This window comes from Evansella halocellulosilytica (genome assembly GCF_002335745.1).
GTDB lineage: Bacteria > Bacillota > Bacilli > Bacillales > Salisediminibacteriaceae > Bacillus_CA > Bacillus_CA halocellulosilytica.
This window is the reverse complement of sequence record NZ_NIST01000001.1, coordinates 3315875-3336311: the sequence shown is the minus strand read 5'-3', so window position 1 is coordinate 3336311 and position 20437 is coordinate 3315875. Positions and strand designations below refer to the sequence as shown.

Here is a 20437-nt window from a genome sequence, read left to right as displayed (position 1 = left end):
TACTTTTTAAAAAAGAGTCATCATTAGTGGGTGAGTTAATTTCAGTTTATTCGTTTCGTCTTTTATATGCTTAAATAATTCCTTTTCATTCCAACGATCTAAAAGCCATAAATATGATATTCTAGCATTTAAGTCAGTTGGATTTTCTTTTAGTAATTGAGAAAATAACTGTTTTGATTTATTCCGTTCATCCAATAATCCATAATTCCACGCTAATCCATGCAATACCAATGAATGATCAAACCCTAACGTATTTAAACGCTCAAAGCAATAAATTGCGCATGGAAAATGCCCTTTTTCTTCAAAAATAAATGCCAATGTTTGAATTAATTTTGATGACTTTGTCATTTGAATCACTTCATACCATGTTTCCATTGCTTCTGTCTTTTTCCCAAGCAGATCAAAGCACTTCCCTATCCAGAATAAACTTTCTGAATCCTTATCTCCTTCATGAAATGACTTTTGAAAATAAGTGAGTGCTTCATTTGGCATTTTTAATAATAAATAACAGATGCCTAAATTATACACTACATCGCTATTAAATAGGAGATTTTCAGCTTTCTCAAAAAAGTGGATCGCTTCTTCAACTTTTTCTTCCTGACCTGCTTGCAATCCTAATCCTACATAGGCAAAATGATGCTCTAATTTATCACTGCTTCGCTGCAATATATCTAAAAAATGTTCTCTTGCATGATACGGCTCTTCTAAATATAAATAAGAATACCCTAAATATAATAATAACCGGGAATGATTTTGTTTTCCAAGAACATCATCATTTATCGTTCGAATCGCTTGTTTATATAGACCTAAATTAAAATAGCTGATTCCTTCGTGAGGCTCTTCTTTTTTCTCAAAAGAGAACGGGGCGACTGTCGTCAGCTGATCTTTAATTTCTTCTAATAACTCATTCTGACTACTCCAAACATCTAATAAATAATCCTGCTCTTTCGTTAATTGTTCTACCCATTGATGAATCTCTTCATCACTGAGCAGTTCTTTATTGTTTAAAAGCCATTGGCTCATTTCTTTCCATTGATGCGAAGAATGCATGAAAAAATCCCTCCCGATTAATAAATACTTACTTACAGTTTCCATCGTTTCAGGGAGGGATATTCGAGTTATCTAAAGGTAGAAGCTGGTTCTGTTTGCATCATTTCAATAATTTCATTTTGTTCATTTAAAATCGCAACATTCGGTATATGATCATTTAATTCATTTTCAGCGACCCATTTATAAGAGATAATGATTACTTTATCACCTGGTTGTACTAACCTTGCTGCTGCTCCATTTAAACATATCGTTTTTGAGCCTCGGACTCCTTTAATAACATATGTTTCTAACCTTGCACCATTATTATTATTTACAATTTGCACTTTTTCATTTTCTAAAATTCCAACTGAATCCATAAGATCTTCATCTATTGTTACACTTCCTACATAATTTAAGTTAGCTTCTGTAACTGTAGCACGATGAAGTTTTCCACTCATCATTTCTCTATACATGACGTTAGCTCCTTTTCAATCGTTCTTTGGCTTCTATAACAACATTATCAATCAGCCTTACATGCGAATACTTTACTGCAATGGCAATAATGACATCTGTATCTGTTTCTATTTCTTTGTGTAAATCTGGAAATGTTCTAACTTCAACATAATCAACTTTACCACTAAATCGTGAATACAATTGGTCCTTTGTCTCAGTTAATACTTCTATCGGATCTGTACCTTCGATGATCATTTTCTTCGCAATTTGAAGACATTCATAAATAAATGGAGCTTCTGCTCTCTCATCATCCGTTAGATTAACGTTTCGTGAACTTTTTGCCAACCCATCATTTTCTCTTATTGTCTGACACCGGATGATTTCAACATCAATGTGAAAGTCTTGAACCATGTTCTCAATAATGGCAACTTGTTGAGCATCTTTCATACCAAAATAGGCTTTATTAGCCTTTGTTAACTGAAAAAGTTTCATAACGACTGTTGCTACACCATCGAAATGACCCGGTCTACTCTCACCACACAAAACGTCGACCCCTTCATGAACAACGATCGTTGATTTCATCGGTTTAGGGTACATTTCCTTTACCGTTGGTACGAATAATAGATCAACACCATGATTTTTTGCTAAAAGTTGATCATTGCTCAAGTTTCTTGGATATTGATGATAATCTTCGTTTTCACCAAATTGCAACGGATTAACAAATATGCTGGCAATGACTACATCATTTTCCTGACGCGCTCTTGATATTAATGATAGATGACCTTCATGTAAATATCCCATTGTTGGAACAAATCCTATCGTAAGCCCTTTAGCTCGATGGTCGTTCACAATCTGTTTTAACTGTTTAATTTTTGAGACGACAATCATTTTTTATTTCCCCCGTACAATTGCTGTGGGTTTTCCTCCGACGGAAGAAACGTATGTTTCGTTTCTGGAAATACACCATTTTTAACATCTTTAACATAGCTATTTAAGCTATGTGTAATCGTTTGCGACACATTTGTATAACGCTTAACAAATTTAGGAATATGGCCTTGTGTATAACCTATAACATCGTGGTAAACTAATACTTGCCCGTCTGTGTATTTACCAGCCCCAATTCCGATAACCGGAATGGACAGTTTTTCAGATAAATGTCTGCCTAACCATTCAGGAACACACTCTAAAACGAGCATACTCGCACCAATTTGTTCGGACTTCCAAGCATCCTCGATAATGGTCTTTGCAGACTCATCTGTCTTCCCTTGAACTTTATAACCTCCTAGGACTCCGACTGATTGTGGTGTTAGCCCTAAGTGAGTGACGACTGGTATACCTGCTTTAACTAATTTTTCTGCTTTTTGAAGTACATCTCCGCCGCCTTCCATTTTAACTGCATGTGCTCCACCTTGTTGGATTATTGACTTTGCAGTATTAAATGCATCAGTTGTTGACGCATGGTAACTCAAAAATGGCATATCACTTACAATAAATGTGTGATTCGTACCTCGATTTACCGCTTTCGTATGATGGACCATGTCATCAACTGTGACATGTACGGTTGAATCATAACCAAGTACAACCATTCCTAAAGAGTCTCCGACTAAAAGCACATCTACCCCTGCTTCTTCTGCCAATTTTGCACTCGGTGCATCGTACGCAGTCAACATCGTAATTTGCTCTTTTTCCAGCTTCATTTTTCGTAAATCCAATGTCGTTTTCATAATAATCTCCTTTCTGATTGCTGAGAAGGAGGGTGGCAATGAACAATCTTTAAAACAAAAATCACCTTCTTCCGTGGGAAAAGGTGATTTTATCGCTCATTAAATACACTAAAATGAAAGTGTATTTTAGCCATTAACATATTTTAATTACACCCTCTGTCCCAGTCCGCTTTTTCGGATCAAGGCAGAACCTTTTTTTATTTAAGTTTTAAAAATGGTACAATTCCATTAAGTAGGATATCGTCCATCTTGAGTATAACAGATAACGAATTAAAAATGTTATTGTTTTGCGACATCAATATCTGCAGAGTATATTTTATGTACTTCCCCATGTTTATCACGAAGTAATAAAACCCCTTCTTCATCGATCCCTTCAGCAAAGCCTTCAATTACATTTTGTGTTGTTCGCGCTTTAATCATTTTTCCTATTGTATTGGACCTTGCTTCCCAAAGTGGCTTAATAATCGAAAAGCCTTTCGTTAAATAAGCTTCATATATCCACTCAAATTCTTTTAATATTTGCGTAATTAATTCAGCTCGATTAAATGTCCGATCAGCTTCAATTGAAAGTGAAGTTGCAATATCTTTAATACCATCTGGAAAACTACTTTGGTTTACGTTCATGCCCAGCCCGATTATGACTGCTTTAATTTGGTCTGGATCTGCTTGCATTTCTGTTAAAATACCTGCAATTTTTTTCCCGTTCAACAGTATGTCATTCGGCCATTTTATTTCAGCTTCTAAGGTTGTAATATGCTCAATTGCTCTTACTGCAGCTACTGCTGTTACTAAAGTCAATTGAGGAGCTTTTCGAAAATCGACTTTCGGTCTTAAAATCATGGACATCCAAATTCCAGTTTTAGCAGGAGAGTGCCAAACCCTACCTAATCTCCCTCGACCTGATACTTGTTGATCAGCTACGACAACCGTTCCTTCTTGGGCGCCCTCATTTGCCGCATTTTGCGCGATCATCTGAGTAGATTCGGTACTTTCTTGATAAATGACATCCTGAAAATGACTTAGCTCTGACATACGAGACATTAATTCATGGTTACTAAGCGTATCTTTGCCCTTCAGAAGACGGTAACCTTTATTTGAAGCTGCTTCAATGTCATACCCTTCTTTACGGAGAGAATCGATATACTTCCAAACCATCGTTCTACTGCATTTTAATTGTTCGCTTATCTTTTCTCCTGATATAAATTGTCCATTACCTTCCCTTAATAATTGCAGTACACTTGCTTTCATTTAAACCCTCCTTTTCAGCCATTCAAAAATATCATTTTTATTATTTTTTACTTCTTGATTCACAACTGCATGCTCAATGTTTCTTAAATACTCACCAATCAACGAGCCTCGTATGTTCGGAAAAAAGGATACAATGTCTTTACCGTTTATGACAAGCTCCTGTCGATTTTTTATCGGAAGTAGCCCATAAATCGTATAAACGTCCGAAACCTTTTTTTCTTCTCCAAGCCATAATGCTCGTAACTTTTCTATAATAGGAATATTTTTATATCCAATCCGGTAGACAAGTTCATTTGTCCATTCACGATGTATGAGATCATGAAATGCTTTAGTAAGATGAATCGCTTCTTTTTTTAGTTTGTTACTGCAACGATAATAATGAAAAGCATGAGAGTTGCGATTCTCTATCGTTGCCATAAGCCATAGCTCTAACGGTCTATCGATAGAAAATGGCATTTTATATGTTTGAATTTTATTCAGCCATTCACTTTTATTCGAGAAAAAATGCGGTAATTGTTGAATAACAGATGAATGAATCAATACTGATACCTTTTCTTTTGAAAGATGTTCGGATGCAATTTTATCTAGCTCACTTCTTATTCGCTCTACTGCTATTTGATTAATCATAGGCGCAGTCGAATCAATCAAAGATTTTGTAAAGGGATCGAATTGTAAATCGTAGTGGAGCGAAAAACGAACTCCTCTTAATGATCGAAGTGGATCTTCCGTCAATCTTTTTTTACAATGATTGACGACTTTAAGAACTTTATGGTGCAAATCTTTTTTTCCATCAAATGGGTCGATCAATACTCCTTCACTATTTATTGCCATTGCATTAATTGTGTAATCACGTAAGGACAGGTCCTCTTCAATCGACCCAGGTGAACGATTCCCGCTTTTTTGAACAAGTACTGTACCATGTTTTGCACCAACATCAATATGGTGTGGGAATAATTGCTGTACGGACTCAATTGACGCATTCGTCGTTAAATCAATATCTTTTACAGGGCGTTGTAATATTCGATCTCTTACAGCACCACCAACGATATATGCTTCATAGCCAGCTTTGTTTAGCACTTTTATTAACTTGTCAGCAGCTTGTTCCCAACCTATCAATTTTATGAATCCTCCAGTCCTTCTATTGCATACCGATAAACGTCTTCATATTGTTGGACGATTTTCTCTTGATGAAAGTCCATGCTCGCCCGATTCATTGCATTCATTGACATTTCTTTTTGCAAATTTGGATTTTGTAAAATTTGAATCGCTCGATCCGCAATATGATCGATATCCCCCATCGGGGATATGAAACCACTTTTGCCATCTTCAATCACTTCAGGTATTCCACCAACATTTGTCCCAATTACGGGAACTCCACATGCCATAGCCTCTAAAATGACGAGCCCAAAGCTCTCTTTTTCTGATAAAAGTAGCTTTAAATCACTCATGGACAATAATTCCGCTACCCTTTTTTGATTTCCTAAACATTTTACTTGATTTGCTATACCTAATTCTTTTGCCAAGTTACATGCTACGGGCAAATCTGGCCCTTCCCCTATTAATAACAAAACAGAATCGACTTTTTGCTGTATTTTATGGAAAGCTTTAATAACATCTGGCACACGCTTAACTTTTCTGAAATTTGAAACGTGGACAATCACTTTTTGTTCAGGTTTAATGTTATGCTCTTCTTTTAAGCCATTAATTTCCTTCCGGTGGTATATTCGATGATCGACAAAATTGTAAATCGTTTGAATTCGTTTAGTCGTATGTAACATTTCTTCCGTTTGCCTAATTAAGTCGCTCGACACTGCTGTAACAACATCAGATCTCTCTATTCCGAATCGAATCATATCTGTTAAGGACGGATCAGAGCCTAATACTGTAATATCAGTTCCATGTAACGTCGTGACAACTTTTAAATGATCACCGACCATTTCTTTAGCCAAGAATGCACTTATGGCATGAGGAATTGCATAATGAACATGAAGGATATCTAAATGTTCCCTTTTCGCTATTTCTGCCATTTTACTTGCTAAAGCTAAATCATATGGTGGATAACGAAAAACTGAGTATTGGTTCACTTCGACTTCATGAAAGTATATATTTGCAGTGCAGCTCTCTAACCGAAATGGAATGCTAGACGTGATAAAATGTACCTCGTACCCTTTCTCAGCTAATGCTTTTCCTAGCTCAGTAGCGACAACTCCTGAGCCTCCAACGGTCGGATAACATGTAATTCCAATTTTTAATGTCATACATTCTCACCTAGTAAGTCTGACTTTAGCAGTGGTCTGTCTGATGTGAAACCTTCTCCGTACTCCACACCTACCTTATTCCCAATAAGCATTTCCCTATTTTTAACTTTTGTTAAGTAATTATTATTTAATGGTGTTGACACACTATGTTCATGAATTGTGAACTGACTCTCAAAAGCAGATAGTGCTTTCATTTTCACTTCCATGAACTCTGATATATCAACAATAAAATCTGGATTTCCAATATCATTAATTTGATAATAATATAATTGATCAGGACGATATGCTTGCCACTCCTCTGGCAAATAACGATGAATTCCCGAGTTAAAATGAGCTTCTTTAACAATATTACTGCAATGTACATGGTCTGGGTGGCGATCATCTTTACTCGGTGCAAAAAGTAGTTTTGGCCTGTATTGTCTGATTACTTTCACAAGAGAATCAATACATTGCTGAGCAGTTAATGTTAATCCGCGGTCAGGATAAGACCACTGAATCGTCGTGTTAACGCCTAAAATGCTAGATGCAAGCATCGCTTCTTCTTGTCTCTTTTCAACTGTTCCATTTGAAGACAGCTCAGCTTTCGTTAAATTTAATATTGCAGCTTTATAACCGAGATTTGTATATTTTGCTAACGTACCGCCCATGCCGATTTCAACATCATCAGGATGAGCACCGATCGCTAATATATCTAATTTCTCTTCATTCATTGTCGATCATCCTTCTTTCCCCTCTTACGATCTCTCTCCATTGAAAATCACCACGATTCAATCCTCTTACTAATACTTCAGCTGTCGCCATATTCGTTGCCAGAGGAATGCTGTATACATCACAAAGGCGAATTAAAGCGGAAATATCAGGTTCATGAGGCTGAGCTGTTAAAGGGTCTTTAAAAAACAATACTAAATCCATTTTATTTGTCGCGATCAAAGCGCCAATTTGCTGGTCGCCACCGAGGGGACCCGATTGGAAACGATGAATGGAAAGATTCGTCGCTTCCATTATTCTTTTACCTGTAGTCCCTGTTGAATATAGTTCGTGCTTTTCAAATAAATGATTATACGCTGAGACAAACTGAACGATATCCTCTTTCTTTTTATCATGAGCAATAAAAGCAATATTCATCGGGTTTCTCCTCTCCTTAGCATCTATTCAATTATATGTTCTAGGCCGTAGACAAGGTGATCAAGATTTAAAACAGCTTCACATGCTAGTTTGACACCAGGCATGAACGAAGCTCTATTCATAGAGTCATGACGGATTTTTAATGTTTGACCTTCTCCACCAAAAATAACTTCTTGATGCGCAACAAGCCCTGGTAAACGTATACTATGTATCCTTAGTCCTTCAAAATCAGCTCCTCTAGCACCTGTTATCTGTTCTGTTTCTTCCGGATGACCTTGTTGTTTTGTTTCTCGTACTTCACTAATTAACTGTGCTGTTTTCGCAGCTGTTCCTGAAGGTGCATCCAGTTTACGATCATGGTGCTGTTCGATAATTTCTACGTCAGGCATATATCTTGCTGCCATTTGAGAAAATTTCATCATAAGGATCGCTCCTACAGCAAAGTTAGGTGCAATAATCGCCCCTAATTTTTTTTCTTGAGCAATTCTCTCTAATTCATGCACATCATCATCTGTAAATCCTGTTGTCCCCACTACTGGGCGAACGCCGTAGTCAAATGCTGTAAGCATATGATTTTTTCCATGCTCCGGAGTTGTTAAATCAATAAGAATATCACATTCTACTCGTTGTAAACATTCTTCTAAATCCTCAAAAACAGGAATATTTAATGGCTCCATACCTGGTACATCCTTCATTAACATACCGCCATTTTTACGGTCAACTACTGCAGTTAATGTAAATGAATTAGTAGATTCTGCCATTTTAACTGCCTCTTTCCCCATGTTCCCTCTCGGTCCTGCTATCACGATATTACTCATTCATTTTCACTTCCTTCATTGTCAATTCTTGTCCAACGGTTTTTATCTCTTGTATTAAATTTCTGCATCACGATGTCAAAAGCCTCTTCCATATCAATATTTAAAGAATTTGCTAAGCATACTAATACGAATAATATATCTCCTAACTCTTGTTCTATCGTCTTTTCGTCTTCATTATCCTTTTTTGGCTTTTCTCCGTAATAATGGTTCATCTCACGAGCTAGTTCACCCATTTCTTCTGTTAACCTGGCCATCATCGCTAAAGGTGTAAAGTAACCTTCCTTAAACTGAGATATGTATTCATCGACTTCTTTTTGCATATCATGGATTGTTTTATGACTCATATACAAGCTTCCTTTCGTATATCATTCATCGTTCACATTATCATGTTAGCGAAAACGACTACCTTTGACAAATATTTTGTAAAAAGCATTGAAGCGAATTTCTTGTTCAATTATAATGAAGCAGTTAAATAGCGCTTTATGGAGGTGGACCTTTTGATTCAATCAATTAATATTAAAAATGTTCTCTTTATTTTACTTGGAACTGCGATTATGTCCTTCGGTCTCGTTTATTTTAATATGGAAAACAACTTAGCAGACGGAGGATTTACAGGAATTACGTTAATTCTTTATTTTATGTTTAATATCGACCCAGCTTACTCGAATCTCGTTTTAAACATCCCGCTTTTTATTATTGGGTGGAAAATACTTGGTAGAAATGCCTTTATATATACACTTATCGGAACAATTGCTGTATCGATTTTTTTATGGTTATTTCAAAGATATAAGTTTGTCTCCTTGCCTTTGTACGATGATATGACACTAGCTGCATTATTTGCTGGCGTGTTTATCGGTGTAGGTCTCGGTATTGTCTTTCGTTATGGTGGTACGACCGGAGGGGTAGACATCATTGCGAAGTTAGGCTTTAAATATTGGGGATGGAGCATGGGAAAAACGATGTTTTTATTTGATGCAGCAGTCATTACCTCATCGCTCATTTATTTAAATTATCGAGAAGCCATGTATACATTACTCGCAGTTTTTGTTGCAGCTAAAGTTATTGACCTTATTCAACAAGGGGCATACTCAGGTAAGGCTGCAATGATCATCTCTGAAAAGGCTCCTCAAATTGCCGATGCAATTTTGCAAGAAATGGATCGTGGAGCTACAATCTTAAAAGGAAAAGGTTCCTTTACGGGAGTTGAACGAGAAGTTTTATATTGTGTTGTCGGGAGAAACGAGATGGTACGCTTAAAAAATTTAATAGCCAAAGTAGATCCTCATGCATTTGTAACATTAGGTGATGTACAAGATGTTATGGGTGAGGGGTTTACATTTGATGAAAATAAAAATCCATTAAGAAATTAACGATATAAGTGTGTGTTCAAAAAGGAGGACTAAAAGAGTCGAATAGCGGAGTGTATGGTGTTAATATGTGATTAACAGAGAAGCGAGTAAACGCAGAAATGCGAAAACTATTTTTCCCAGATTTTTTTGAACATCCTCTATAAGAATAGATAAACCTAAGCTTTCATACAAAGCTTAGGTTTATCTGCTATGTGTCGTTGTTTTTATTAATCGTTATTCATTGCAACATACATTAATATAAATCGAACAAGCTCGGCAACTGCTACTAGTGCAGCTGCTACATAAGTTAATGCGGCTGCATTTAAAACTTTTTTCGTTTCACGTTCTTCATCATTTCGAATAACTCCTACAGATACTACCTGTTCCATTGCTCGATTTGAAGCATTAAATTCAACTGGTAACGTCACTAATTGGAATAATACAGCTGCAGACATAAAAATGATCCCTGCTAAAAGCATTCCAGTCATTTGTAAAAAGATACCGGCTAAAATGAAGAAAAATGAAATGTTAGAACCAAAGTTTGCAACTGGTACAAGTGCATGTCGGAAACGTAAAAATGCGTATCCTTCTTCATCTTGTATCGCATGCCCTACTTCATGAGCTGCCACAGCAGCACCAGCTACAGAGTTCCCATAGTAATTCGATTCAGATAATCGTACTACTTTTTTCCGCGGATCATAATGGTCAGTTAATTTCCCTTTTACCGGTTCTACATGAACATCATACAGCCCGTTGTCGTTTAAAATTTTTCTCGCAACTTCTGCCCCTGTCATCCCAGAAGAAGCACGAACTTGTGAATACTTTTTATAAGTACTCTTTACTTTTGATTGTGCCCATAAAGGGATTAGCATTAAGATTGCGATATAAAGAATAAATGCACCCATAGACATTCCGTCCATCCTCCTATATGTGTACTCATTGTTTGTATAATTAATTTTAGTCAAAGTTTAAAATGGTGTCAACGAAAACACATTACCGATACGGTTTCCTCTTTCGTCTTTTTATTTTATCTAATTCTCTTTGTTTTTCTCCTTGATACTTTTTCCAGCCAGCATATGATAATACGGCAATAATAACCCCACCGATTGTCACCATAACCCAAATTAACTGTGGGTCTGATACTTCATCTTCTTTTGCATCATAAATATGTTCTAATTGTCGCTCTACGCGGTCAAGATGGTTAACAAGCTCTTCACCCCTCGTCCCATTTTCCCGCAAATGTCTTAAGTATTGAATTTGCGATTCAATCATCTGATAGTTTTCCGTATTTAAACTTACCGACCAAGCAGGCCGGACTACTTCATATTGGGAGATAAATCCATTGATTCTCTGCTCTAGGTTGCCACCTGTCTGATCACTAGCAATTGATTGGACATTTGATAGTGCTTGAAAAGTTTGATTTTTAGTTTTCAACCAAAGGGGTGAATGAGATGACTCGTACACATCGATTAATAATCGGAGTTTTGTGGCTGCTTTCACCCTTTCCTCGTGCGGGAGTGAAACTTGGACAGTAGCTCCTTCTACTTCTTCAAATACAGATGTGATGACGTTCAACTCATGCATTGACAATGAAGATGTTTCAGATTGTAATGATAAAAATTTCTCAGAAAATACAGGTAATAGATTATGTGCATCTTCATAATGCCCTTCTCGTACATACTGGAGAATTTTATCGCTTGTCCTGTTTAATTCCCTCCACTTACTGGACTCATCATTTTCTGCCACAATGTAAACAGGTGAAATAACCATAGATAATATAAGTACACTAACAATTAATATTCGTTGAGCCATGCATGTCCCTCCTCTTATTCATACTAAATCGTATGAAGAGTTGGACAAGAGTAGACCTACTAGATTTGAAGATCTCTTTTTTTCATGAGTTTATTTAAGATGTATACAAGGAATAGAGAACATGCACTTAACCAAAAAGTAAAGTAAGCAATTTCTTGTATGTACGGATGAATGTGCGAAGAAACCCACGGATGCATACCATAAATATAGTCGATCACGTCATTATGTATCGTCCAAACTGCTACAACGATGAGGTGCCACGGCTTAATACGGTAATATGGCATATATAGTATACCTTGAATCGCCATACCTAAATGAGAAACAATTAACATATATTGTTGCCAATTTAATGTATCACCTGCGATTGCTCCAGCAACAATCATGGCAACAGCCCAAATACCGTATTTAAATAATGTTACAGCAGCAAACGCTTCAATCAAAGGTATATTTTTTTTCAAAAAAATAAAAGCAAATAAGACGAAACAGAAAAACAAACTTGCAGTAGGACTGTCAGGGACAAACACAAGAAAAAGTGGTGGTGTAATAGATAGTTGATTGGCATACCATATGTAACCGTAAATAGTACCACCGACATTGACAATAAATAATAATAATAAAAATCTCTTATCTATAAGAAGTTCCATAAAATGATCATATAATGTGTTATTCATTTTTATCTTCCTTTACAGTAAAGATGGGACATTCAACTAAATCATACAATAATGTGAATATGTAAGGAAAGCGTAATCACTTCCTTCCACTCAATGCTATCCTTGTCTTTTAGCTTATCTCCACTTTACCCTTACGATAATCTATTTCTAGTTTAAACAAATCTTAGCATATCATTAAACAGATTCTCAGTAAGCGAATTTTGCTTCTCTAGAAACTCGTACGCTTTCTCGGTAGTCTTGGATGGCTAATACCTTTGTGGACGTTATACGATCGTCCATAGCTTTTTGTGATCCTTGTAGTGCTAAAAAAACTGACTGATAATAATCAGTCAGTTTTTTGTTACTCTTCACCCGCTTCGTCATCTCCATTGCCTTCCGGATCTTGGCCATCATTTGCAATAAATTCGGCGAGTGTTTCAAGTTCTTCATCAGTACCTTCAAATTGGTCTGCAGGCATACCTTCTGCACCATTAATGATTATATCCATAACTTCATCTTTATTATAATCGCTTTCGAAGATGTTCGGCGCAGCAGCTCCACCAAGCATATCACCACCGTGACAGCCGATACAAGATTCTTGTGATTGATAAATTTCATACCCTAAAGCAGATTCATCAACTTCGACATCCTCAACAATTGCCCCTTGTTGTGCAGCTGCTTCCCAATCATGATCATCAACTGATTCCCAAGTTAAGAAAATGATTGAAATAACTCCTAAAAGCATTAAACTACTTGCAATCGGGCGTTTAATTGGACGGCGTTCCGGACCACGGTCTAACCAAGGCGCTAATAAAAGTGCACCGAAAGCAATACCAGGAATAATAACGGCTCCAATTACTGTAAAGTCACCGGCAGCATATTCATACTTTAGAAGCTGGTACAAAAATAAGAAATACCAGTCAGGTAATGGTATGTACCCTGTATCAGTAGGATCAGCTACCCTCTCTAGAGGGGCTGGATGCGCGACTGTTAAACATAAATATCCGATTAAGAATACGGCACCAACCATCCACTCTCTGAGCAAGAAGTTCGGCCAGAAAGCTTCGGTTTTATGTGGATATTCGGAGTAGTCTTTTGGTATGTTTGGCTTCCGTTCAGCAGGTATACGAGAGTCCCCAACGAACTTCATGCCTTTTCCGCGTTGCATAGCTTTCCCTCCTTTTCAATCTGCTTCCATTTTACAATGGACCAGAAATACCTTGCTTACGAATCATATAGAAGTGAGCTCCTAATAGTCCAAGTAATGCACCTGGTAGGAAGAATACATGAATCGCAAAGAAACGTGTTAGTGTTTGTGCTCCGATTATTTCACCACCGGCAAGTAATGTTTTTGCAAACCCACCGACAATTGGTGCAGCTTCTGCAATTTCAAGACCTACTACTGTTGCAAAATAAGCCTTCATGTCCCATGGTAATAAGTAACCGGTAAAACCTAAACCAAGCATAACGAAGAAAATTAATACCCCAACTACCCAGTTCAATTCACGAGGCTTTTTATAAGAGCCAGTGAAAAATACTCGTAGAGTGTGAAGGAACATCATGACGATAACTAAACTAGCGCCCCAATGGTGCATCCCTCGGACAATCACACCATGTGTTACTTCGTTTTGTAAATAGTAAACAGATTCATACGCATTCACGATATCCGGAACATAATACATTGTTAGGAACATCCCAGATAATATTTGGATGACTGTTACGAAGAACGTTAATCCTCCAAAACAATAAACAAAAGCAGAAAAATGATGGGCTGGGTTTACGTGTTCAGGAACTTCGTGATCAGCAATATCACGCCACATTGGGGTAATATCTAATCGTTCATCCACCCAATCATATAATTTTTGAAGCATTTCATTGCGCCCCCCTTTCTATCCTCGTTGAATAATGCCTCCAAGGTACACTTCACCATCACGAACTTCAACTTCATAAACGTCTAATGGACGAGTAGGTGGTGTTCCTTGTACATTTTGTCCGTCCTTCTCAAATCGCCCGTAGTGGCATGGACAGAAAAATTGATCCGGATGATCTTCCGTATCCCAGTTTACTGTACAGCCTAAATGTGTACAAATTGGTGATAACGCAATGATTTCATTTCCTTCTTTATAAATCCATGCAGCTCTTGTCTGCTCAGATGTATACCATGCGTCCTCAATTTCAACTTGAAAGTCAACCCGTTGTGGTTCTTCAGTTAAATCAGCTTCTGAAATGCCTACTTGGACAAACTCAGTATCATCCCCCGCTTCTAACGCAGGATCCAATGCAAAGCGTACCATCGGACTTAACATACCGGCAGCCATAAATCCGCCAACTCCCATTAATGTGTACGATAAGAATTGACGTCTTGACACACGGTGTTTTTTCTCTTCGCTCACGACCTTCCCTCCTCACTTGCACTTCTCTTTATGAATTGACACACAAAATATGATACTAAGACATACTCATGATAGCCCATCAATTCTACGTATGTCAACAAAATCCATGAGCTTTCTTTATGAAAATATTACGAACGCTCTTTTGGTTCCTTTTGCCATTTGTTTGTAATTAAAGGTAATACTTGTTTCATCTGCTGATCCATGATTTGCTTTACATATTGATTGTCCATTGATTCAAGGGATAAAGCTGGAATCCAGATAAGCATATCTGGTAATTCACTTTCGTTCGTTTTCCATTCACCATCTGAAGTGACATAAATAATATGTTTAAATCCATTATCAAATAAGTGGCGATCCCAGTTTATTAATCGTGTCACAAGTGCGTCTACTCGTTCACTTTTCAAATATGTAAAGGGCATCATTTGAAAGACTCTTCCTTTAAATTGGCGTTCTAATTCCTCAACTAATATCGCCGTAAACTCTCCCATTGATACAGTCCCTTTGGGATCTTTCTCCCATTCGACTGGCACTAATGGAATAATTGCTGTGTCTACATATTCCTTCGATTGCAGATACATATCCATTTGCTCAGTTGTCCACTTCAAAATAGTTCTCTCCTTTACTTATGTACAAAATTCCAAAACATATTCTTAATTTCAACTATCTATTATATCATTTTTAGCAAAATATAGTATTGAACATTTTATGAACTTCTTTAAACATGTTGATTACTAACATTTTAAAATATTGATGATAGGAATATTTCTACTTGTTTAAATAACACTTTATTAAATATCTGTCCGTAAAATGAGCGGTTTTAATTTCGCCCTATAAGGGTACTTTACCAACATAAAGGTTGGACAAAATCCAGTAAAATAGAGTGGACTTCACCGTTTAGTAAAGGCCATTTCTATATTGGTGTTGACTGTTTAAAAATACACTCGATTGCCTCGGGCAAGACTTCAGCTTCCTAGGCGCACACATTGTGCACCAAAATGATTTTCTGGTTCTTCCTCTGCAATCGCATTCGGAGAAGAGCCTGTGGTTTACAAAGAATGTAATAAAAAAAGAAAAGCCCAACTAATGCTGAGCTTTTAATTGCTTATATTTTTTTGCCAATATATGAAAGGTATATTCGTCCTTATCAACGAGTGCTTGGTCAATTTCCTTTTCAATCATTTTTAGTTCATACATTTTTATTGAATGATCTAACACCATTTCAGCAATAAGACTTTGCACATTCGCTTCTTTTTCATTTACAGGTAAATAAGGGTTTTCTTCTAAAATCGCCAAATATTGCGGTGCTGACTGTTTTTCTTTAAAATTAAGCTGAATGTAGATGTCTTCATTTCTGTTTAGACGTATATCGTGAAATGACTTTTCAGCATCCATCGTAACGTGTTGATTTTTATGAAAAGCAAATGGCACACTGTCTACATCATTCGCTGAAATCAGCAAAGCTTTAGGGCAGTATTCTGCTTTTTCTACAAAATGAACACGTTCCATTAAAACGTCGTCGCTTATTAAAAAGTTAAGCAGCCAAGCACACTCTCTTCGTTTAAGTTGATATTGATCTAAAAACCACTTCAAAAAGTCTCGCTTCTCCATAACTGGAACAGGATTGTTCATCAATACCCCTCCCTCTACTTTTTTTATACACCTGAGGAAGTCTACCCACTTTGTTGACATGGACGACTGAGTGAACCTTTCCAAAGCTTATCATTTTATTTATATATAATATATTCAAGCAAAAACGAAAAAATCCTTTATTTATTTTAAATAAAATCCAACTTTTTTATTTGTTGCTGCTTGGTAACCCTTGGCTGCAATGAATAATAATTTTGTCCGTCTATATAAGTTTTCATTAATATTTGTTGATACACGAGCATTTCCAATACCCTTATCGTAATGATTGATTCAACCGAATCAAAATAATATTCATCAATTATAGGCTTGAGCAGATTGATTACCATTTCTTCCTCGACCGCTACTTTTTCCTTAATTGTTGAATATATAATGGCCATAATGGATTTTAATGAACGAATCGGCCGTTTATATATGTTCATGTAACAGCGATGAAGGCGATCGAGAAGTTCGTTAATTGATAATTGCTGTCCTTTCTCCCATTTCTTTGTCACGACTAAACTTTCCTCTTCACGAATCCAACCTTGTTCAAAACAAAAATCATAAAGGAGTGAAAACTGATTCGGGTATGAGTGGAAGTGCCTTCCATAACCAAATCGCCATTTATCCTTTGGCACTTCTTCACCGGCAGTTAGTTGACGCAGTATAGCAATTAAGTCTTGTTTATGAATCGCTTTACTTTTTGTTAACCTGATCTCCCTTTCTTCTATATAGTCCATAAACGTAAACACGTCATCTATAAAAGGGATTCGGGAACTACATGGAGTTGGAATAAATATAGACGTTTTTTCCGTTTCATTTTCAAAGTAACTTTTCAACCACTTCGATAATTCTATAGGAATGATCCAGTTGCCCCCATCTAAATATAACCAACCTTCACGCTTTAATATGTTCAAATCGTTCATTGGATTTTGACGGTGCTTACTTTTACAAAAAGAAAATAGTTCTTCAACTGGTGATATGGAGACTGTTCGAAAAGCTAAATGGATGAGTATGTTTTTCTCTGACTCCGTGCGACTATTCCATGACTCCATGATGTAATCTGGGTTTAATAGTTTTTGAATAATCTCTTCTATTAATTGCATTTTTGAATGTGTGTTACAAGAGATAGATAATGATTTTTTCCGTTCAAGCAAATCTTTATGAGACTGTGATAATAAAAGTTGTGTAAGATTCATCTTTCCCACCTAGTCATTTTTTTCAATCTGGTAAAAAGTTCACCTGAAGTTCGTTATTTTATAGGATGTGTAATTATCCGAAATGTATGACCATGTTAGCTAAATTAAAATTTGCTCCTATCAACTGTGAGAAAGTCTGTAGACTAAACAAGTATGAGAGTGTCTCAAAAGTATTTTGAGGATACCATTTCTTTTATTTTATAATCAACTAGAATTCGAAATTGCTATCGCCGGATATTTCCATTTAATTGTACTTTTAAAGAGATCTCACGATTATAACCCTTAAAGGTTTATTTTCACACATGAAAGGCATTTGGTTCACTAAGAATGTAAAAAACTGCCACGATGTGACAGCTTAACGTTTAATAGCCATTATTCTTTAATTGCTCAATCCGTTCTTCAAGATCAATTCGAGCAGGATCGTCGTTTAGTACCTTTTCTAACAGTTGCATTCCTCTTTGCTTTTTACCCGCTTCTAATAAAACGTATCCAGCTTCTTCAAGCAATTTATCATCTTCTACTGATTCATCATATAAGGCATTTTCATACGCTTCAACCGCTCCTGCTAAATCGTCTGTTTCATAAAGTGCTTTTGCTTTATACCTTTCAAAGAGTGGGTCATATTCGCCATAGTCATCTAAAAATTCAATTAAATCGATCACATCTTCGAATTCTTCCCGCTCATGAAAATAAAGAAGCAATTCTTTAATAGCTGTAATATTTGATGGATTTAAGGCGATTACTTTTTGTAAAAATTCTTTTCCTTCATCACTATTCCCTTTAGAAAATTGAGCTTTTGCCATTTCCAAGTAAAGATCTTCGTTAAATTCGTCCTTTTGGATTCCTTCTTGCAGCACATCAAAAGCTTCGTCTACTAAATTTTGTGCTCTAAGGACTTTTCCTAAATAAGGATATAGTGTCATATAGTCTGGATCCATCTCTTTCAGCTTCATAAATTGATGCATCGCTGTTTCGTAATCTTCCAGCTGCATCGCTGTAAAGCCATAACCAAATAATGCATCAGCATCTTCTTCTTTTTCAAGACCTTGTCGGTAATATTGTAACGCGTCTTCAAATTGACCAGTAGCACTATATGCTTCTGCTATCCGTAATGCAGGATTTAAAGGGTGATCTTTTAAAAACGATTCATTGTGGATGACCTTTTTAAAAAACGGTATTGATTGTAAGTAATCACCTCTATTTAAATAAAACTCACCTAGACCATATTGTAAAATCGGTTCTTCTGGTGCAAGCTTTTGTGCTTGCACTAATTTTTGTTCAGCTACTTCATCAAGTCCTTGATTTTGATAGATATCTGCTAAAAGAAGTTGCGCTTGTAAAAAGGCAGGGTCATTTTCTTTAATTTCAGACAGCATATCAATCGCTTCATCTTCTTTACCTAGCTCACCGTAACATTCGGCCGCAAAGGCAAAGAGTTCACCGTGATCTGGATAACGAAACATTAATTGTTCAACAATTTCTAGTGAACGGTCAACAAGTCCTAATTCATAGTACAGTTCAGCAATCGTCCGTTTCGTTTCATCATCAGCTGACTTCTCTAATTTTTCGACTTTTTTTATCCCTTCTTCACTTTGTCCTTTTTCTATTAACTGAATCGCTTTCTTCAATTGTTCATTCATAATAAAACTCTCCCTTAATTTGTACACTCGTTTATTCATTAACATCAGTAAACAACGCTTTGTATATGTATTAGAATAAACACAAAGACAGATGTTTTCCTTACTATTTTAACGAAAGAAAAATAGGAGTCAAATAATGACTCCTATAATGATTGGTCAGAATATCGGAAAACATCGTTTATTGGGATCATCTTTTCAGGTATTAAGTTCGTCAACTCTTCCCCGCTGCCTTCTTTAATTTCCCAACGTTGTCCAGCTTTTATCACTTTACCTTTATTGACGATAATTTCTGGAAAATCAAATGGTTTCTTCTCGCCATTCAACGAGTACATCATGTAATCTGCATCACTGCCCATGATCAAAACACCTTTTTGAGGATATAACCCTAACCTCATTAGGAGAAGTGGTGGAAGAGGAGTCCAGTTGTTAGGTACAGATAAATATGAATTAATCCTAAATGTTTCAACAACTTGCAACCAACTGTCATAAATCTCCTTTTTTTCCTTTTCACTCTCTATCGTCCTTGAAGGTTCGCCTATACATAATATCCTCTTTGGAAACATAGCTTCAATGAGTCTTTGCCACGGAGTTTCTTTCATTTCTTCAACAGAGCTTATCTCAAAGACAACGAATGATATCGATTGCTGCTTTAGTTTCCTAAGCCATGATTCAGTGACTCTAGAAAGTGGTATAGAAACTGCAAGTGCATAATCGATTGGAGAGGGGTTTAACATCTGTCTCGTATAGGATAAAATTTGATCCGTTTCACTTTCGTAATCTATGCTTATCCTTTGGATAAATGTTGAATACCCAAATAGAAGCATTTGTTTTATATAAGATATTCCTTCGTTTCTTTCAAAATATGAAACGACTTGATTATCAATCATGACATTACCTGGTTGAGTCATAAAACGGTTGGAACATACTTTCATGATTCCTTGATATTTAGTGGGCAGTGAAGTGTAGCGAACTTTTCCATCTTCTACCCATACTTTTCGTTTTTCAGTTGAGTTATGTTCACTTATATCCATAATATATTTCAATTCACATCCCCTGCCTTCACATAAACTGTTATAGACAAGCTATGCGAATAAATAAGAGGATATGTCTTGTTTT

General features: G+C 36.4%; 23 protein-coding genes. 1 reads left to right on the top strand and 22 read right to left on the bottom strand.

Going from position 1 to position 20437, the window contains the following annotated elements:
* Window positions 1-6 precede the first annotated feature (6 nt).
* The 11 genes from CD001_RS16045 to CD001_RS15995 form a co-directional block, all read right to left on the bottom strand.
* The gene (locus tag CD001_RS16045; protein ID WP_096188662.1) at window positions 7-1050 is read right to left on the bottom strand and encodes a tetratricopeptide repeat protein; all 1044 of its coding nucleotides are present in this window, start codon (window positions 1048-1050) and stop codon (window positions 7-9) included.
* 68 nt (window positions 1051-1118) lie between these two features.
* Window positions 1119-1502, bottom strand: coding sequence for an aspartate 1-decarboxylase (gene panD / locus CD001_RS16040; protein WP_096188661.1), 384 nt, complete (start codon window positions 1500-1502; stop codon window positions 1119-1121).
* Between the two features lie 4 nt (window positions 1503-1506).
* Window positions 1507-2370, bottom strand: coding sequence for a pantoate--beta-alanine ligase (panC, locus tag CD001_RS16035; protein ID WP_096188660.1), 864 nt, complete (start codon window positions 2368-2370; stop codon window positions 1507-1509).
* Window positions 2367-3206 carry a 3-methyl-2-oxobutanoate hydroxymethyltransferase gene (gene panB / locus CD001_RS16030; RefSeq protein WP_096188659.1) on the bottom strand — a complete coding sequence of 280 codons (840 nt, stop codon included), beginning with the start codon at window positions 3204-3206 and terminating at the stop codon, window positions 2367-2369. Before panB ends, panC begins: the two co-directional genes overlap by 4 nt.
* 279 nt (window positions 3207-3485) lie before the next feature.
* The gene (locus CD001_RS16025) at window positions 3486-4454 is read right to left on the bottom strand and encodes a biotin--[acetyl-CoA-carboxylase] ligase (RefSeq protein WP_096188658.1); all 969 of its coding nucleotides are present in this window, start codon (window positions 4452-4454) and stop codon (window positions 3486-3488) included.
* Window positions 4455-5570 (bottom strand): hypothetical protein, encoded by a 1116-nt coding sequence (locus CD001_RS16020; RefSeq protein WP_096188657.1) that lies wholly within the window; start codon window positions 5568-5570, stop codon window positions 4455-4457.
* A 2-nt stretch (window positions 5571-5572) separates the two neighbouring features.
* Window positions 5573-6712 carry an N-acetyl-alpha-D-glucosaminyl L-malate synthase BshA gene (gene bshA / locus CD001_RS16015; protein ID WP_096188656.1) on the bottom strand — a complete coding sequence of 380 codons (1140 nt, stop codon included), beginning with the start codon at window positions 6710-6712 and terminating at the stop codon, window positions 5573-5575.
* The gene (gene bshB1 / locus CD001_RS16010; RefSeq protein ID WP_096188655.1) at window positions 6709-7422 is read right to left on the bottom strand and encodes a bacillithiol biosynthesis deacetylase BshB1; all 714 of its coding nucleotides are present in this window, start codon (window positions 7420-7422) and stop codon (window positions 6709-6711) included. Before bshB1 ends, bshA begins: the two co-directional genes overlap by 4 nt.
* Window positions 7415-7837 (bottom strand): methylglyoxal synthase, encoded by a 423-nt coding sequence (gene mgsA, locus CD001_RS16005; RefSeq protein ID WP_096188654.1) that lies wholly within the window; start codon window positions 7835-7837, stop codon window positions 7415-7417. Before mgsA ends, bshB1 begins: the two co-directional genes overlap by 8 nt.
* A 23-nt stretch (window positions 7838-7860) precedes the next feature.
* Window positions 7861-8655, bottom strand: coding sequence for a 4-hydroxy-tetrahydrodipicolinate reductase (dapB, locus tag CD001_RS16000; RefSeq protein ID WP_096188653.1), 795 nt, complete (start codon window positions 8653-8655; stop codon window positions 7861-7863).
* Window positions 8652-8999, bottom strand: a complete 348-nt coding sequence (locus tag CD001_RS15995) for a nucleotide pyrophosphohydrolase (RefSeq protein WP_096188652.1) — start codon at window positions 8997-8999, stop codon at window positions 8652-8654. The genes dapB and CD001_RS15995 overlap by 4 nt, the downstream gene beginning before the upstream one ends.
* 153 nt (window positions 9000-9152) lie before the next feature.
* Here CD001_RS15995 and CD001_RS15990 point away from each other — a divergent pair, with 153 nt between their 5' ends.
* Window positions 9153-10025 (top strand): YitT family protein, encoded by an 873-nt coding sequence (locus CD001_RS15990; RefSeq protein ID WP_257009832.1) that lies wholly within the window; start codon window positions 9153-9155, stop codon window positions 10023-10025.
* A gap of 206 nt (window positions 10026-10231) precedes the next feature.
* Here the strand turns inward: CD001_RS15990 and CD001_RS15985 are convergent, their stop codons facing one another.
* From CD001_RS15985 to CD001_RS15935, 11 genes are all read right to left on the bottom strand, one after another.
* Window positions 10232-10915, bottom strand: a complete 684-nt coding sequence (locus CD001_RS15985; protein ID WP_096188650.1) for a zinc metallopeptidase — start codon at window positions 10913-10915, stop codon at window positions 10232-10234.
* Window positions 10916-10997: 82 nt separating this feature from the next.
* Complete coding sequence (locus tag CD001_RS15980; protein WP_096188649.1) at window positions 10998-11816, bottom strand: sporulation protein YpjB; 819 nt, start codon at window positions 11814-11816, stop codon at window positions 10998-11000.
* A gap of 59 nt (window positions 11817-11875) precedes the next feature.
* The gene (locus CD001_RS15975; protein WP_096188648.1) at window positions 11876-12487 is read right to left on the bottom strand and encodes a lipoprotein heptaprenylglyceryl N-acetyltransferase LhaT; all 612 of its coding nucleotides are present in this window, start codon (window positions 12485-12487) and stop codon (window positions 11876-11878) included.
* Between the two features lie 340 nt (window positions 12488-12827).
* Window positions 12828-13634: a menaquinol-cytochrome c reductase cytochrome b/c subunit gene (locus tag CD001_RS15970; protein ID WP_096188647.1), complete on the bottom strand. Its 807-nt coding sequence runs from the start codon at window positions 13632-13634 to the stop codon at window positions 12828-12830.
* Window positions 13635-13665: 31 nt separating this feature from the next.
* Window positions 13666-14337, bottom strand: coding sequence for a menaquinol-cytochrome c reductase cytochrome b subunit (qcrB, locus tag CD001_RS15965; protein ID WP_096188646.1), 672 nt, complete (start codon window positions 14335-14337; stop codon window positions 13666-13668).
* 18 nt (window positions 14338-14355) lie between these two features.
* Window positions 14356-14802: a QcrA and Rieske domain-containing protein gene (locus CD001_RS15960; protein WP_096190642.1), complete on the bottom strand. Its 447-nt coding sequence runs from the start codon at window positions 14800-14802 to the stop codon at window positions 14356-14358.
* Between the two features lie 185 nt (window positions 14803-14987).
* On the bottom strand, window positions 14988-15464 hold the full coding sequence (locus CD001_RS15955; protein WP_096188645.1) for a YpiF family protein: 477 nt from the start codon (window positions 15462-15464) through the stop codon (window positions 14988-14990).
* A gap of 475 nt (window positions 15465-15939) precedes the next feature.
* A complete protein-coding gene (locus tag CD001_RS15950; RefSeq protein ID WP_096188644.1) occupies window positions 15940-16488 on the bottom strand; it encodes a ReoY family proteolytic degradation factor in 549 nt (182 codons plus the stop codon).
* A 146-nt stretch (window positions 16489-16634) separates the two neighbouring features.
* Window positions 16635-17681: a hypothetical protein gene (locus CD001_RS15945; protein ID WP_096188643.1), complete on the bottom strand. Its 1047-nt coding sequence runs from the start codon at window positions 17679-17681 to the stop codon at window positions 16635-16637.
* A gap of 362 nt (window positions 17682-18043) precedes the next feature.
* Window positions 18044-19321 (bottom strand): tetratricopeptide repeat protein, encoded by a 1278-nt coding sequence (locus CD001_RS15940; protein ID WP_096188642.1) that lies wholly within the window; start codon window positions 19319-19321, stop codon window positions 18044-18046.
* A gap of 143 nt (window positions 19322-19464) precedes the next feature.
* Window positions 19465-20364, bottom strand: a complete 900-nt coding sequence (locus CD001_RS15935; RefSeq protein WP_096188641.1) for a hypothetical protein — start codon at window positions 20362-20364, stop codon at window positions 19465-19467.
* Between the last annotated feature and the right edge of the window lie 73 nt (window positions 20365-20437).